Consider the following 15143-nt stretch of genomic DNA (forward strand, 5'->3'; position numbering starts at 1 on the left):
TGCTCAACCCGCGCCATACGGCGTAAAACCCGCCGAGGCTCTAACTGCAGCCGGATGAAAATTCAATGGCAGGTCACGTTCATCAACGCCAATCGTGAAATGCGCGAGCGGCTATGGAAACGCGTTCAGGAGCCCCCCGGACAGCCGCCAAAGGGCATGAAGCGGCCGGCGACGCAATGGGTCAAGCCGGGCCTAATCGGTCGTGTGAAGCACCTACGGGGCGAGGAAGACCTGCGCCACGCGTCGCTGCAGGATTTTTGGGACGGCGATTAAATCAGAGTTCGTCGGACGACGGCTCCGGTTTGGCGGATTGACTAGACTACCGCCCTTGTTCTGATTTGAGAAAGCGAACTAGACGCCCCTCTGCTTCCTTGTCATAGAGGTAAAGGTCAGTGAAATGCTCACTCATGCCGGTCAACTCACAAGGTCGACCGTCCGGTGTAGAGCCCGCCTCCAAGCACTTTTGGAATACGTCGAACGTTTGCATATCGGAAAACGATTGCATCGCTAGGCGCAGATCTATGAGCACTGTACTACTTGCGGTCTTCGATACGGACATGCCCGGCGGTTGTGGACGTTCCAGCTCCCAAAGATGCTGTTGGGCCTTTGCTCGCGTTAATGGACCTTCCTCCGAAAAGAGCGGCCCGATGCCGGCACCGAAAGCTGCCATGGACGGGATAATTAGACAAATATGTCGAAGCATCCTCCAACCTCCCATGGCGGCGCGGCGCTATTCTGAACGTCGGCGACGATCACCATAACATAAAAATAGTTCGCCTATCCCAAAAGGGTCTAGTTCACCGGGGCCTGGCGACGTACGACATTCGTTGGGCGGTCAAAACTCATGCCGGCAGAACCGGCAGATTTTTGCCTCGACCTTCACCTGTTCCGCGCACTCAGGACACGTCTTCACGAATATCGGACCATTGGTTGGTCGCTCTTCGCTGATGGTTACTAACGACACAGCAGCCAGACGCTTATCTTTGGATGCCAGCAGAAGAAGTCCAGCAAGGAGTGGGGAGATGATCAGGGATAGCAAGAACCATGGAGTTCCTCGGCGCCCGCGATAGTTCTGAGCGGCAATGCCGACGATGAAACAGAGACCAAGATAGATAGCGACGAGCATGACCCCACCCTCGGCTTCACAGCTACAATCGCGCAGGTGGTAGGCAAACACAAGCTTGGCCCCGGCAAGGGCTCCTTGACGATTTCAGCGGGAAAGAAGATGGCCGGCGCCAGAGGGGAGGTTGCCTGAACGGCGCCGGCCCAAGCGGGAATCAGACCCGCCGCGGCACTAGCGATAGCTGAGTCGTGACGCAACGTCATGTGCGTCGGAATAAATCGGCTCGCTCGTTAAGTTACCGTTCAGCCAGCTAGGCCCATGCCGACGGCAATGCCTATGCCTATCGTCAATCCAGTGGCGAGTTTACCGCCAACATCCAATGCCGCGGCGTGGGCTAGCCTGCGCCAGTCCCTGCGAGGTTGAGCAATTATTTTGGAAATGTCATCGAAGATAAGCGCGCCATGCATGGACCAATCCTCCTATATATGTCTTAAGACCATGGATTCCACAGAAGAGATTTGGAGTCCAGCTGCAATGTGGCTGGAGTATAAATAGGCGCTTTCGCATAATCTACCTTGAGACGTAAGGCCAAAGCGCCTTGAGGAATTCTAACAGTGCTGGTTGCGCTCCGTCTAAAAACGAGTTTATTCTGCAGATGGCGCATCGGATCGGATGCGCTGGTACGCGAGAACCGACGTTGACGCTTCGACGTCAGCGCGCCGCCCTGAATTTGGTAATAGGGGCGGCGCTTTCCTATTCAGGCCGCATTCTTGGGCAAGAAGCCCTTCGCCTCTAGATCGGCGATTAGGAGGATTTCCACGTAGGATGCGACTGTGCGGCGGTCAGCCTTAGCCGCGCGCTCGAGTGCCTCTTTCACGGCCGGTTCAATTCTTAATCCAAGGGGTGCCGTACGCGCCATGCCTAGCTCCTGTTTGCGATTGTTAGCAGATGTTAGTTGACAGCCCTGCTTGCATCGTTATACCAATGCTAACATCAACAAGCAACGAGGAGCAGAGCAGTGAGCACCAGGACAGTTAATGCAGACCGCAGCTATTTGGGATCGATGGTGGCTCGCTTAGATGAGCGGGATCGGCCGGTCGAATGGTGGCGAGCGCCCAGCCGATGGGCCGCGGATATGTTCGCCAATTACATGTCCGTGGAGCGTCCGACCGAGAAGTTCGCGGTCTACGATGGCTGCGCCGCCTGACCGCCTTCTGCGCACAGCAACGACAAAGCCCCGCTTCGGTGGGGTTTTTCATGTGCCGCCGTGCGCCATTCATGCGCCAGCGAATCCCGGCTAACCCTTGGAAAAGCCCGGAAATGCGCGGCAATTCTGGTAAATCAGTGGCGCATGAAATTGTCTGGCAGAAGTAGCTAAGCCTTTGATTTTATTGGTGATCCCGACAGGAATCGAACCTGTGACCTACAGATTAGGAATCTGCCGCTCTATCCTACTGAGCTACGGGACCACGCGGCCGACACATAACCGCTTCGGATCGTTTCGCCAAGAGGCGCTCTGTACCCAATCAATCGGTTTCGACAATGGCCGATGAAGCATAGCCGTCGAGAGGCTTCTGCTCACAATTCGAAATTGCATCCTCGTCAGCCTACGATTGAACCACGAGTGTGGACCGCAAAGATGAGCCGGAAACAGCGGAACTTCGGACCACCGCCGCGCTTTAGTGTGCCGAAGGAGATGCCGCATGAGTGCTACGAAAGAGTTCTTTGAAACCTGGCTGCAGGAGAACGTCGGTAACCTGCCCGCGGAAAGCGAAGTGAGCGTGGCCGTCCTGGTTCAGCAATTCGAGCAGGATGCCGACGCGGCCGGCTATGGTCACGAGGTGCGCCAAGACGAGATCGGCGACATCGAAGAGGCCATTGAGAAAGCTCTGAGCAAGGCCAGGACAGGCGAACAGCCGCCGGCTGCCGATCCGGCCGAAGAGAGTGATCTGGCGCCCGTCATGGAGGCGCTGGAGGTCGACGACCCGAAGAGCGGGCCGTAGCGGTCCCAGGCAACATCGGATGGCAGCCGACCAGCGGTTGCGGCTCTCCCCTTCCACTCTACATGACCCGGCATGATAGATGCCAAACACCATCACACTCGGCGTCGTGATCGGCGTGGCTATCGGCGTCGCATTGGACAATATTATTGCGGGTATCGGAATCGGTATCGCCCTGGGCATTGCCCTGGGTCTTGCGCGGAGGCGGTCCGGTCGGAAGTGACGATCGGAGCATCGCCACGTCCCGGGCCCGACCGCCTTGTAGCCATCCCAAATCACGGCGCACCTCTCGGATCAAGCCGCAGGGCGGTTTTATGGCCGACGCATCAAGCGGCCAGCGCCGTCTCCGCGAGCTTCACCCAATAGCTCATGCCGTGCGGGATGACCTCGTCGTTGAAGTCGTAGGCAGGGTTGTGAAGACCGGCGGTGTCGCCATTGCCGATGAAGATGAAGGCGCCCGGCCGCGCTTCCAGCATGTAGGAGAAATCCTCGCCGCCCATCACCGGCTGGATGGCGCGTTGCACCTGTGCCTCGCCGGCGATTTCAGCGGCGACATCGCTGGCAAAGACCGTCTCCTCCGGATGGTTGAAGGTGACGGGATAATTGGCTTTGTAATCGACCTCGATCGTTGCGCCGAAGGCCGCGCCCACGCCCTCGCAGATGGCGCGCACACGCTGCTCAGCCTTCCTGGCGACCTCCTTCTTCAGCGTGCGCACGGTGCCTGCGATCTCGGCGCTTTCGGGAATGACATTGTAGGCGTCGCCGGCGTGGAATTTCGTCACCGACACCACGACAGCCTCGACCGGATCGGTGCTGCGCGAGGCGATCGTCTGCAGAGCGCCGACGAGCTGGCTGCTGATGACGATCGGGTCGATGGTGCCGTGCGGCATCGCCGCATGCCCGCCCTTGCCCTTGACGGTGATGGTGAATTCGGCTGTCGCCGCCATGATCGGGCCCGGCTTGATGGCGAATTGTCCGACTGGCAGGCCCGGCATGTTGTGCATGCCGAACACCTTGGAGATGCCGAAGCGCTCCATCATGCCGTCCTTGACCATCTCGTTGCCGCCGCCGCCGCCTTCTTCGGCCGGCTGGAAGATCACTGCGACGGAGCCGGCGAAATTGCGCGTCTCGGCAAGATATTTGGCGGCACCGAGCAGCATCGCGGTGTGGCCGTCATGGCCGCAGGCGTGCATCTTGCCCGGAATGGTCGAGGCGTAGGGTTTCCCGGTGATCTCGTTGAGCGGCAGCGCATCCATGTCGGCGCGCAGGCCGATGCTCGTGCCTTCGCCGAGGCGGCCGCGGATGATGCCGACGACACCGGTCTTGCCGAGCCCGGTCACCACGTCGTCGCAACCGAAGGCCTGCAGCTTCTCGGTGACGAAGCCGGCGGTCTCGAAGACGTCGAAATTCAGCTCTGGCGTCTGGTGCAGATGGCGGCGCCAGCCGGCGACCTCGTCTTGCATTTCGGCGGCGCGGTTCAGGATCGGCATGATGTTCCATCTCGCTGTTGGAGCAGACGGATTCAGCCTGCTGCTTTGCAATTGTGCCTGCTGTTTTCGAATTGTCATTCAGGCACTTTGCCATCTTGACGTCACATAGGCTAAATAGCACCGCAAGATAGTGATCCGGATCGAGGGACCGGATCACCATGCTGGCGATCGCGTAACAAATCTTACGGAGCCAGAGGCGACTGCGGCAAGAGGCGATTTCGGATTCCACCATGCGGTACAGGCGTTTCCTCAAATTGTTGCTCGCGGGCGCCGTGGCGCTTGCGGCGCTGGCCGGCCCGGCTCTCGCCAATCCGACGATCGTGTTCGACCTGGAGAATGGCAAGATCCTCCAGCACCAGGAGGCATTCAAGCGCTGGTATCCTGCCTCGCTGACCAAGCTGATGACCGCCTATGTGGCGTTTCGTGCGATTGCCGCCGGCGAGGTCCAGGTCGATTCGCCGATCAAGGTCACCAAGCGTTCCGCCAGCGAGCCGCCGAGCAAGATGGGCTTCAAGCCGGGCTCGGTCATGCGACTCGATAACGCGCTGAAGATGATGCTGGTCAAATCGGCCAATGACGTCGCCATGGCCGTCGGCGAGAACATCGGCGGTTCGCAGGCCGCTTTCGCCGAACGCATGAACGCCGAGGCGCGCCGGCTCGGCATGACCGGAACGCATTTCGTCAACCCGAACGGGCTGTTTTCGCCGGACCAGTATACGACTGCGCGTGATCTCGGCTTGCTGGTGATGGCGATCCGCACGGAATTTCCACAATATGCCCCATGGTTCTCGATCGAGGGCCTGGCCGTCGGCAAGAAGCAGATCTCGAATTACAATCTCCTGATCGGCCGCTATCCCGGCGCCGACGGCATGAAGACCGGTTTCGTCTGTCCCTCGGGCTTCAACATGATCGGCTCGGCAACACGCGACGGGCGCACGCTGGTGGCGGTGGTGCTTGGCGAGAAGTCGGCCATCACCCGCGCCGAGACCGTCGCCAGGCTGCTCGACCACGGCTTTGCCACGCCGACACCGGGCTGGCTGACGGTGGCCGCGCTGCCTTCCTATGGCGACACCACATCGATCAACAACCTGAATGACGAGATTTGCAGGAAGAAGCCGGCTAAGGAGCAGTCGGAAGCTCCCCCCGTCGGCGATAAGAATGCGGCAAAATCTCCCTATCGAACAAAACTCGATCACGCGCCGACATTGGTCGCAGTCGGCCTTGGCGGCGCCACCGGGCCGATACCGAAAGCCATGCTCGATGCATCGGGCCAGGAATATGCCGACGTGCCGCTGCCGAGCTGGCGGCCCGACCTGCCGCCGCCGCCCGGCGCCGAGCCGGCAGTGATCGGGTCCGCCACGGCGGCCCAGGAGCCCGCCAAGGCCGTGAACTAGTCTGATGAGCAGCGGCTTTCCCATCGCCGTCTCGGTGCTGACCGGTTTTCTCGGCGCCGGCAAGACGACGCTGCTCAACCGGCTGCTCAGGGATCCCGCGCTCGCCGACACCGCGGTCATCATCAACGAGTTCGGCGAGGTGGCGATCGACCATCTCCTGGTCGAACAGGCCTCCGACGGGATCATCCAGCTTTCCGACGGCTGTCTCTGCTGCACGGTGCGCGGCGAACTGGTCGACACGCTGGCCGATCTCGTCGACCGGCTGCAGACCGGCCGCATCGCCCGGCTTGCCCGCGTCGTCATCGAAACCACCGGCCTCGCCGATCCGGCGCCGGTGCTGCAGTCGATCATGGCCCATCCGGCGCTGGTCGAGGCCTTCCGGCTCGACGGCGTCATCACGCTGGTCGACGCGGTCAACGGCGATGCCACGCTTGACGCCCATGTCGAGGCAGTGAAGCAGGCGGCGGTCGCCGACCGCATCGTGCTGACGAAAGCCGATCTGGCCACCGATCCGCGCGACGTCGAGGCCTTGCGGGCGCGGCTGCGGCAGATCAATCCGGGTGCCGAGCTGCTCGATGCGGGTGACAGAAGGACCGATGCAGCGGCGCTGTTCGATTGCGGCCTCTACAACCCAACCACCAAGTCCGCCGACGTGCGGCGCTGGCTGGGCGAGGAAGCCGCCCATAGTCACTACCACCACCATGGTGACCACGGCGACCATGACCACGATCATGACCATCGGCACGATTCCCGGGTGCGCTCCTACTCGCTCGTTCATGACGGGCCGGTGCCGTTTTCGGCGATCGAGATGTTCCTCGACCTGTTGCGATCAGCACATGGCGAGCGCCTGTTGCGCATGAAGGGCGTCATCGAATTGCTGGAAGACCCGTCGCGGCCACTGGTCGTCCACGGCGTCCAGAAGATCCTGCATCCGCCGGCGCGGCTGCCGTCCTGGCCGGACGGCCAACGCGGCACAAGGCTGGTGCTGATCACGCTCGACATGCCGGAAGATTACGTCCGCCGGCTGTTTGCCGCCTTCACCAACCGGCCGTCGATCGACTCACCGGACCGCGCAGCGCTGGAAAACAACCCGCTGGCCATCGCCGGGCGGTGAAGCGGCTGATCTCCCCCCTCGAGGGGGAGATTCGCCGAAGGCGACAGAGGGGGTCGGCGCGACCGGACGCGGCCTCCTGCGGCAGATCAAGGTTGGCGCTTCACGCGAGGCAACCCCCTCTGGCCTGCCGGCCATCTCCCCCTCGAGGGGGGAGATTGCTCTCAGCCGCCGCGCTCGACCAGAAAGCGATGGCCGCCGGAAACCGCTGCCGTTTCGATCAATCGATGGCCGCTCTCGGCGCAGAAGGCGGGAATGTCGATGACGGCGAGGGGGTCAGTGGTTTCGAGCCATAGGCGGCTGCCCGGCCGCATTGTGGCCAACCGCTTTTTTGCCTTGAGCACGGGCAACGGGCAGTTCAGGCCTTTGAGGTCGTAGACAGGGGCGGGGGCGGGGCTGGTTGAGGGCCTGTCTTCCTGGCCCCCATCTCCGTGTTCAGGCATGAAGCTCAGCCGCCGAACATGCCGAGCAGCTTCTTCTTCAGCCTTGTCGTCCTGCTTTCACCGGCATTCGCCGCCTGCGTTGCGGCCGGGGCGGCATCGGGGGAAGACGCGATTGTCGCGGTAGCGACAGGCGCTTCGGCTGCGGCCCTGGCCTCCTCCTCTTCGGCCAGCGAATTGATCCTGGCCGTTTGCTTTTCGGCCAGAGCCTGAGCCCTGGCCGCCTCTTTCGCGGCCTTGGCCGCTTCTATCGCGGCAAGCCTTTGCTCCTCGGCCTTCTGCTTGGCGGCCTTCTCGGCGTCGAGCGCGGCCATCTTGCGGCCCGCCGGCGAATCGATGCGGCCCATGCGCGCCGTCGCCGTCACCGAGCCGTCGGCGTTGAACGACGGCGGATCGATCGGCACGCGTTCGCCACGGGCGCGTTTCTTCGACCACTCGGAGACGATGCTGGCTTCCTTGATCCCGCCGATGGTCGGCTTGGGAGCCGGCACGCTGGCCTTGACCGCGCCATTGAAAGCCGCCTCGTAGGTGCTCTGGTAGGCATTGAAGGCGCTCTTCAGCGAATCCGGCTGCGTCGTCGCGGGGCAGGCGCCGGTCGGATCGAAGGTCTCGCCGTCAGGCGCGACCTGGTTGAAGACATAGCGCTTCTCGCAGACATCGACCTTCGGCGGCACTTTCGTGATCTCGAAATTGTCGTAGCCGACCTTCAGCATCTTCCAGAATTCGTAGTTCGGATCTTTGTGATAGCGCGCCATGTTGGCGGCGGTCATGCGGAACGGAAAGGCCTGGATCTGGAACTCGGTCTGCCCGCCCTGGAAAGCGTCGCGGCCGAAGGCGTAGATCTGCTCGATCTGCGCGTCGGTCATCGAATAACAGCCCGACGACGAGCAGGCGCCATGGACCATCAGATGGGAACCGGTGCGGCCATTGGCGCGGTCGTAGACGTTGGGATAGCCGATGTTGAAGGCAAGGTGGTAGCTCGACCGCGGATTCATCTGCGCCGGACGGACCGTATAGAAGCCCTCCGGCGCCTGGCGGTCGCCTTCGGTGTATTTGGGGCCCAGCTTGCCCGACCATTTGCAGATGTCGTAGCTGGCGACCAAGTCATAGCGACCGTTGGTCTTGGCCTTCCAGATTTCGAGCTTGCCCTCTTCCTTGAAGATGCGGGCCATCACCGGCGAGGTGCGGGTCATGCCCTTGGCCTTCATGCTGGCCAGGATTTTTTCGGGCAACGGCTTGTTGGCGTGGGGGGCAAAATCCTTCATCGAAGAATCGTTGCAGCCAGCGACGCCTATCGCGGCAATCACAAGTGCGGTGCGGGCAAGCTTGGCAAACATGGCTATGTCTTTTCTTTCGGACCGCAGGCATCAGGGCCGACAGACCCAACCCTAAGCCCGTTAACCTTGAAAATTCCTTACCGCAGCACCGGGCCTTACGGCAATCCGATTGAAACGAGCGCAGCGGCATTTTTGTGGCGAAGGTGCTAAATCTCGCCACATTGCGGCGTCGAAACCGTCCGGCGGTCCGTCCGACTGAAATCGGCCGGCCTGAATCCTCTTGTTCGACCACGCCTTTTGCGAAAACCGGTACCCACTTTTTGCTGCGCTGAGTCTCGGTTCGGGATCATAGTCTAGAGGTTTCGCCCCATAGCCAGATATTTCTCGCGGCGCTGCTCACGAAAATCGGTGTTGGCGCCGGAGAATTCCTTCATCGTTTTGGCAATGAGATCGCCGGTGGCGGCAATCACCGTATCCGGGCCACGATGGGCGCCGCCGAGCGGTTCGGGAACGATGGCGTCGATGATCTTCAGCTCCAGCAGATCCTGAGCGGTGATCTTCATGTTGGTCGCCGCATCCTTCGAGCGGGTGGTGTCGCGCCACAGGATCGAGGCAGCGCCCTCCGGCGAGATCACCGAATAGATGGCGTGCTCGAGCATGTAGACGCGGTTGGCGGTGGCGATTGCGATGGCACCGCCGGAGCCGCCTTCGCCGATGACCACCGAGATCGACGGTACCTTCAGGCGAAGACAGGCCGAGGTCGAGCGGGCGATGGCTTCGGCCTGGCCGCGCTCCTCGGCATTGACGCCCGGATAGGCGCCGGCCGTGTCGACCAGCGTCAGCAACGGGATATTGAAGCGGTCGGCGAGTTCCATCAGCCGCACCGCCTTGCGATAGCCCTCCGGCCGCACCGAGCCGAAATTATGCCTCAGCCGGCTGGCCGTGTCCGAGCCCTTTTCCTGGCCGATGATCGCCACCGGCTCGCCGCGGAAGCGGGCGAAGCCGCCGACGATCGCCTGGTCCTCGCCAAAATTGCGATCGCCGGCAAGCGGCGTGAAATCGTTGAACAGCCCCTTGATGTAGTCGACGCAATGCGGCCTGTCCGGATGGCGCGCCACCTGCACCTTCTGCCACGGGGTCAGTGCCTTGTAAGTGTCGCGCAATGCGTCGCGCACGCGTTTCTCGAGCCGGCTGATCTCATCGCCGACATCGACCGCCTCGCCATTCTCGGCGAGCTTCTTCAACTCGATGATCTTGCCTTCGAGATCGGCGACCGGCTTTTCGAAATCGAGGTAATTGTACATTCTTGAGCGGACCGATAAGCCGGGAGGCAATGACAAGCCGGGAGGCAATGACTGGCGGAACCTGGGAAATAGAGGCTCCGGGCGGTGGAACGTGGTCCTCACATAGCGATATGACGCCTAGTCGGCAAGCGGATGATGATCGTTGACCAGCCGCACCAGCCGCTCCTCCAGAACATGTGTGTAAATCTGCGTCGTTGAAATATCGGCATGGCCAAGCAACTGCTGCACCGCCCTGAGATCGGCGCCGTTCTGCAGGAGATGGCTGGCAAAAGCATGGCGCAGCACGTGCGGCGATATTTTCGCCGAGGCGATGCCGGCCCGCGCGGCAAGGCCCTTCAGGTCGCGGGCGAAGACCTGCCTGGAGAGATAGCCGCTGTCGCTTGCCGCCGGAAACAGGAACGGGCTATCCGCCAAAGCCGGCACCGTTGCCCGGGCAGCGAGCCAGGCCCGCATGGCCACGCGCGCCTTTGCCGATAGCGGCACCATGCGTTCCTTGTCACCCTTGCCGCGCACCATGAAGAAACGATCGTCGCGCAACGCCACCGTCACCGGCAGGCCGACCAGTTCGGAAACCCGCAGGCCGGTGGCGTAGAGCACCTCGACCAGCGCATGCAGGCGCAGCGCCGCCAGGCCGTCGCCATCGTTCAGCGAGGCGCCAGCTGCCTCCTGCGCCGCACGGTCGATCAGCCGGCCGGTGTCGGCCTCGCTCATCGTCTTCGGCAGCGGCCGGCCCTTCTTCGGACTGTCCAGGGTGCCGGTCGGGTCGTCGCCGCGCAGACCCTCGGCGTAGAGGAACTTGAAAAACTGGCGCATCGCCGACAGCTTGCGTGCCTGCGAGGTGGCGGCAAAACCGCGTGCGGCTATCTCGTCGAGATAGTTGCGGATATCGGCAGCGGCGGCACCAGCGAGCCCGCCGTCGATCTCGGCTGACGCGTCTTCGAGGTCGCGGCGATAGCTGGAAAGCGTGTTTTCGGCAGCGCCGCGCTCGGCGCTCATCATTTCCAGAAAGGCTTCGATGCGGGCCGCGCTGTTCATGTCTCTCAGTTTTTCTTGGGAATGAGCTTTTCGGGAGGGATGCGCACGCTCATTTCGGCCTTTCTCGGCTCGACGAACATCGCCAGAGCGAACATCGCGCCATAGACAATGCCGGCCAGAATCGTGAGCGTCACGACAAAGCGGAACAGTGTCGGCATCAATTTTCGCCAGTCTTGTTGTTCTGCGTTTCCAAACCCAGTGCCCTTATGAGACGCCAATCCGGCCAATTCAAGGGCGAAGCGCGGACGACGTGCGGCGGCGCCACGCTTGACGCAATCAGGCTTTTGATGTCGATACGCCGGCAAAGAGGGGTCTAAGCAGGCATTCGTGGGCTAGCCCGAAAATGCCTGCCTGGATTCTTTGGCTTGTCGCAGGTTCTGTCGCAAAACCTGGGATAGCTTTGCGGAACCTGCTTAGAAACATCATGGTGTCATGAACGCGTTGCCAGCCAATCCTCCCGATGAGAGCCATGCCGCGCTGCTCGGCCGGCTGGGCAGCCGTTCCATTGTCTTTGTCGGCCTGATGGGCGCCGGCAAGACGGCAATCGGCCGCAAGGTGGCGGGGATACTGGGACTGCCTTTCATGGACAGTGATCAGGAGATCGAAAGCGTGTCGCGGATGAGCGTCCCGGAACTGTTCGAACGCTATGGCGAGCCCGAGTTCCGGGCGCTGGAGCAGCGCGTCATCCTGCGCATATTGGAACACGGCCCGCAGGTGCTGTCGACGGGCGGCGGCGCCTTCATGAGCGCACCGACGCGGGAGGCCATTGCCGGCCATGGCGTGTCGGTATGGCTGAAGGCCGAGATCGACCTGTTGATGGACCGCGTTTCCAAGAAGCAGAACCGGCCGCTCCTGAAAAGCGCCGATCCCCGTGCCGTGATCGAGCGGTTGATGGCCGAGCGCTATCCGGTCTACGCCACCGCCGATGTTACCGTGCCGACCCGCGACGATCGCAAGGAGGTCATCGCCGCCGAGGTGGTGAACGCGCTTTGCGGGTATTTCGGCGTGGCAGCCGCGACAGGCGAGGTAGGCTCGTGAAAAGCAATGCGACAGTCACCGTCGAAGTTGGGCTCGGCGATCGCGCCTATGACATATTGATCGGCTCTGGCCTGCTGTCGCGCGCCGGCACCGAGATTTCGCGCCGCCTGCCCGGCACGCGCGCCGCGGTGGTCACCGACGTCAATGTCGCCGCCGCCCACCTCGAGACGTTGAAGGCCGGCCTCGAAAAGGGCGGCATCCAGCCTGCGGTCATTACTTTGCCGGCGGGAGAAAAGACCAAGAGTTTCGCGCATCTCGAAGAGGTGGTGGACGGCGTGCTCGCCGCGAGACTGGAACGCGGCGACGTCGTCGTCGCGCTCGGTGGCGGTGTCATCGGCGATCTGGCCGGCTTCGCCGCCGGCATCGTGCGCCGCGGCATGAATTTCGTGCAGGTCCCGACTTCGCTGCTGGCGCAGGTCGACTCTTCCGTCGGCGGCAAGACCGGCATCAACAGTGCGCGCGGCAAGAATCTCGTCGGCGTCTTCCATCAGCCGAAACTGGTGCTGGCCGACACCGAAGTGCTCGACACGCTGCCGATCCGGGAATTCCGGGCGGGTTACGCCGAACTCGCCAAATACGGGCTCATCGATCGCCCCGACTTCTTCGCCTGGCTGGAGGAAAACTGGGGCAAGGTGTTCTCCGGCGGCCCGCAGCGGGCCGAGGCCATCGCCGAGGCCTGCCGCGCCAAGGCCGATGTCGTCGGCCGCGACGAGTTCGAGACCGGCGACCGCGCGCTGCTCAATCTCGGCCACACGTTCGGCCACGCGCTCGAGGGCGCCACCCAATATGACAGCGCCCGTCTCGTCCACGGCGAGGGCGTCGCCATCGGCATGGCGCTGGCTTATCGCTTTTCGTCACGCCTCAACCTGGCAAGTCCCGACGATGCGGCGCGCGTCGAGGCGCATCTTCGCGCCGTTGGCCTACCCTGGCGCATGGCCGATATTCCGGGTGAATTGCCTGACGCCGAAGCGCTGCTTGCCTTCATCACCCAGGACAAGAAGGTGTCGCGCGGCGCGCTGACCTTCATCCTGACGCGCGGCATCGGCCAGGCCTTCATCGCCAAGGACGTGCCGGCGTCGGAAGTGCTGTCGTTTCTGAGGGAGAACCATCCGGGTCAGCAGAACAGCCGATCGGGTCAGCCGAGAGGCCGACCGGGTCAGCAGAACAGCCGACCGGGTCAGCCGAGAGGCCGACCGGGATGAGCGAGGCCGGCTGGATTGTCGCTGCTGTCCTTGCCGGGCTCGGCCTGCTCGCCTTTGCCTTTCGCGCGCGTCTGCTCGCCGCCTTCGGCTATGAATTGCAGCGCATCGAGCCGCAGCATTCGAAGCATGACGAATCGCGCAGCGCCATCGACGATTTTCGTCGCGACGGACAGGTGGTGCGCGAGGATCGCGCCCGCATCGGTCGCCTGTCCGATCTCGATGAGCTCGAAGTGTCCGATGTCATGGTCCATCGCACCAACATGCGCTCGGTCAATGCTGACAATGGGCCGGAGGCGGTGGTGCGCGAGATCCTGCAGAGCCCGCATACCCGCATGCCCTTGTGGAAGGGCTCGCTCGACAACATCGTCGGCGTGCTGCACGCCAAGGACCTGCTGCGCGCGCTGAACGATGTCGGCAACGACTTTTCCAAGATCGACGTGATGAAGATCGCTTCAAAACCGTGGTTCGTGCCCGATACCACGACGCTGCAGGAGCAGCTCAACGCCTTCCTGCGGCGCAAGGCGCATTTCGCTATCGTCGTCGACGAGTATGGCGAGGTCGAGGGGCTTGTGACGCTGGAGGACATCATCGAGGAGATCGTCGGCGAGATCGCCGACGAGCACGATATCGACATGCAGGGCGTCAAGCAGGAAGCCGACGGCTCCGTCGTCGTCGATGGCACTGTGTCGATCCGCGACCTGAACCGGGCGCTCGACTGGGACCTGCCGGACGAAGAAGCCACCACCATTGCCGGTCTCGTCATTCACGAGACGCAATTGATCCCGGACGAGAAGCAGGCTTTCACCTTTCACGGCAAGCGCTTCGTCGTCATGAAGCGCGACAAGAACCGGATTGCAAGGCTGAGGATCAGGCCGGCCGGCGAGATTTAGTTCTGATAGGTTCTTTCGCGGCTAATCAATCCTGGACGCTCGCCGCGCCGGCGTGCACTTTCGACCGGGCTGTCTGGAGGTGACGGTGATCGATCGGCGAACCCTGCTTTTGATGTCGATGGCTTTGTCGACGGCCAGCGCTTCGGCGGCGTCGCGCCGGCTTTCGCCATCTCCGCAAACTATCGACTACGGTCCGGCCAGGCTCGACATCTACGCGCGCGCCGGCGCCAACTCCCTGCCTGTGATCGTTTTCATCCATGGCGGTGCCTGGCGAGCCGGCAATCGCACCAACGTCGACGTCAAGCCGGACTTCCTGCTCGACAATGGCTTCTGCTTCGTCTCGATCGACTACCGGATGCTGCCTGAGGCTGATGTCGCCACCCAGGCCAACGATGTCGAGCAGGCCTATCGCTACGTGCGCGCCAACATCGCCAGATACGGCGGCGATCCGAACCGGATTGCGGTGATGGGCCATTCGGCCGGCAGCCATCTCGCCGCACTGACCGGGCTGCGCGGCGGTCTGCCCGGCGTCGCGGCGCTGGTTCTGAACGATACCAGGGCTTATGACCTGGAGGCGCTTGCGAGGAGCGGCGGCATGACACGGGCCTATGCAAAGGCCTTTCCCGACGCGGCGCAGTGGCGAACGCTGTCGCCGGCCACCCATGTCGGGAGCCGCAAACATCCGGCGACCTTCATCGCCTATTCGCGCGCAGCGGGTCGTGCGGCAGCCTCACGGGCCTTCGCCGAGCGCCTGCGGGCGACTGGAACGGAGGTGACACTGTTCGATGGCAGCGCCTATTCGCACATGTCGATCAATCGCGATTTCGGCGACGAAGGCGACGCCTTGACCGGTGCGGTGATGATTTTCCTGAAGGCAGCGCTCGGATAGAGCGGTTCAT

General features: G+C 62.5%; 16 protein-coding genes, 1 tRNA gene and 1 pseudogene. 9 read left to right on the forward strand and 9 right to left on the reverse strand.

All coding sequences use genetic code 11. The features are described from left to right. Positions 1-273, forward strand: a pseudogene (locus tag AC0L2C_RS28035) (hypothetical protein); the annotation flags it as partial. A 46-nt stretch (positions 274-319) separates the two neighbouring features. On the opposite strand, the gene AC0L2C_RS28040 reads toward AC0L2C_RS28035, so the two are convergent. The 3 genes from AC0L2C_RS28040 to AC0L2C_RS28050 form a co-directional block, all read right to left on the reverse strand. Next, positions 320-703 carry a hypothetical protein gene (locus AC0L2C_RS28040; protein ID WP_473524939.1) on the reverse strand — a complete coding sequence of 128 codons (384 nt, stop codon included), beginning with the start codon at positions 701-703 and terminating at the stop codon, positions 320-322. A 132-nt stretch (positions 704-835) separates the two neighbouring features. Beyond that, a complete protein-coding gene (locus tag AC0L2C_RS28045; RefSeq protein ID WP_473524940.1) occupies positions 836-1126 on the reverse strand; it encodes a hypothetical protein in 291 nt (96 codons plus the stop codon). Positions 1127-2455: 1329 nt separating this feature from the next. Then, positions 2456-2532, reverse strand: a tRNA-Arg gene (locus tag AC0L2C_RS28050). Positions 2533-2766: 234 nt separating this feature from the next. Here AC0L2C_RS28050 and AC0L2C_RS28055 point away from each other — a divergent pair. Together AC0L2C_RS28055 and AC0L2C_RS28060 are read left to right on the forward strand one after the other, a co-directional pair. Further along, positions 2767-3066, forward strand: coding sequence for a DUF768 domain-containing protein (locus AC0L2C_RS28055; protein ID WP_023797167.1), 300 nt, complete (start codon positions 2767-2769; stop codon positions 3064-3066). A 79-nt stretch (positions 3067-3145) separates the two neighbouring features. Beyond that, complete coding sequence (locus tag AC0L2C_RS28060; RefSeq protein WP_287238213.1) at positions 3146-3286, forward strand: glycine zipper domain-containing protein; 141 nt, start codon at positions 3146-3148, stop codon at positions 3284-3286. A gap of 103 nt (positions 3287-3389) precedes the next feature. On the opposite strand, the gene AC0L2C_RS28065 is transcribed toward AC0L2C_RS28060, so the two are convergent. Then, positions 3390-4553, reverse strand: a complete 1164-nt coding sequence (locus AC0L2C_RS28065; protein WP_473524941.1) for a M20 aminoacylase family protein — start codon at positions 4551-4553, stop codon at positions 3390-3392. A 230-nt stretch (positions 4554-4783) separates the two neighbouring features. On the opposite strand from AC0L2C_RS28065, the gene AC0L2C_RS28070 reads away from it, so the two are divergent. Together AC0L2C_RS28070 and AC0L2C_RS28075 are read left to right on the forward strand one after the other, a co-directional pair. After that, complete coding sequence (locus AC0L2C_RS28070) at positions 4784-5947, forward strand: D-alanyl-D-alanine carboxypeptidase family protein (protein ID WP_473524942.1); 1164 nt, start codon at positions 4784-4786, stop codon at positions 5945-5947. 4 nt (positions 5948-5951) lie between these two features. Further along, the gene (locus AC0L2C_RS28075) at positions 5952-7061 is read left to right on the forward strand and encodes a CobW family GTP-binding protein (protein ID WP_128246069.1); all 1110 of its coding nucleotides are present in this window, start codon (positions 5952-5954) and stop codon (positions 7059-7061) included. Between the two features lie 161 nt (positions 7062-7222). On the opposite strand, the gene AC0L2C_RS28080 is transcribed toward AC0L2C_RS28075, so the two are convergent. The 5 genes from AC0L2C_RS28080 to AC0L2C_RS28100 all read right to left on the reverse strand — a co-directional run bounded on the left by AC0L2C_RS28080 (position 7223) and on the right by AC0L2C_RS28100 (position 11272). Beyond that, positions 7223-7501, reverse strand: coding sequence for a sulfurtransferase TusA family protein (locus AC0L2C_RS28080; protein ID WP_023797173.1), 279 nt, complete (start codon positions 7499-7501; stop codon positions 7223-7225). 5 nt (positions 7502-7506) lie between these two features. Beyond that, positions 7507-8835: a L,D-transpeptidase family protein gene (locus AC0L2C_RS28085; RefSeq protein WP_473524943.1), complete on the reverse strand. Its 1329-nt coding sequence runs from the start codon at positions 8833-8835 to the stop codon at positions 7507-7509. Between the two features lie 293 nt (positions 8836-9128). Continuing rightward, positions 9129-10079 carry an acetyl-CoA carboxylase carboxyltransferase subunit alpha gene (locus AC0L2C_RS28090; RefSeq protein ID WP_023797175.1) on the reverse strand — a complete coding sequence of 317 codons (951 nt, stop codon included), beginning with the start codon at positions 10077-10079 and terminating at the stop codon, positions 9129-9131. A gap of 117 nt (positions 10080-10196) precedes the next feature. Continuing rightward, the gene (locus AC0L2C_RS28095) at positions 10197-11114 is read right to left on the reverse strand and encodes a site-specific tyrosine recombinase XerD (protein WP_473524944.1); all 918 of its coding nucleotides are present in this window, start codon (positions 11112-11114) and stop codon (positions 10197-10199) included. Between the two features lie 5 nt (positions 11115-11119). After that, positions 11120-11272: a histidine kinase gene (locus AC0L2C_RS28100; RefSeq protein WP_091593135.1), complete on the reverse strand. Its 153-nt coding sequence runs from the start codon at positions 11270-11272 to the stop codon at positions 11120-11122. A 274-nt stretch (positions 11273-11546) separates the two neighbouring features. Between AC0L2C_RS28100 and AC0L2C_RS28105 the strand changes: the two genes are divergently transcribed. From AC0L2C_RS28105 to AC0L2C_RS28120, 4 genes are all read left to right on the forward strand, one after another. Continuing rightward, positions 11547-12152, forward strand: coding sequence for a shikimate kinase (locus AC0L2C_RS28105; RefSeq protein ID WP_473524945.1), 606 nt, complete (start codon positions 11547-11549; stop codon positions 12150-12152). After that, positions 12149-13354: a 3-dehydroquinate synthase gene (aroB, locus tag AC0L2C_RS28110; RefSeq protein WP_473524946.1), complete on the forward strand. Its 1206-nt coding sequence runs from the start codon at positions 12149-12151 to the stop codon at positions 13352-13354. Before AC0L2C_RS28105 ends, aroB begins: the two co-directional genes overlap by 4 nt. After that, positions 13351-14244, forward strand: a complete 894-nt coding sequence (locus AC0L2C_RS28115; RefSeq protein ID WP_473524947.1) for an HlyC/CorC family transporter — start codon at positions 13351-13353, stop codon at positions 14242-14244. The genes aroB and AC0L2C_RS28115 overlap by 4 nt, the downstream gene beginning before the upstream one ends. A gap of 85 nt (positions 14245-14329) precedes the next feature. Continuing rightward, the gene (locus AC0L2C_RS28120) at positions 14330-15133 is read left to right on the forward strand and encodes an alpha/beta hydrolase (RefSeq protein WP_473524948.1); all 804 of its coding nucleotides are present in this window, start codon (positions 14330-14332) and stop codon (positions 15131-15133) included. Positions 15134-15143: the final 10 nt, after the last annotated feature.

Source organism: Mesorhizobium sp. WSM4845 (genome assembly GCF_055811455.1).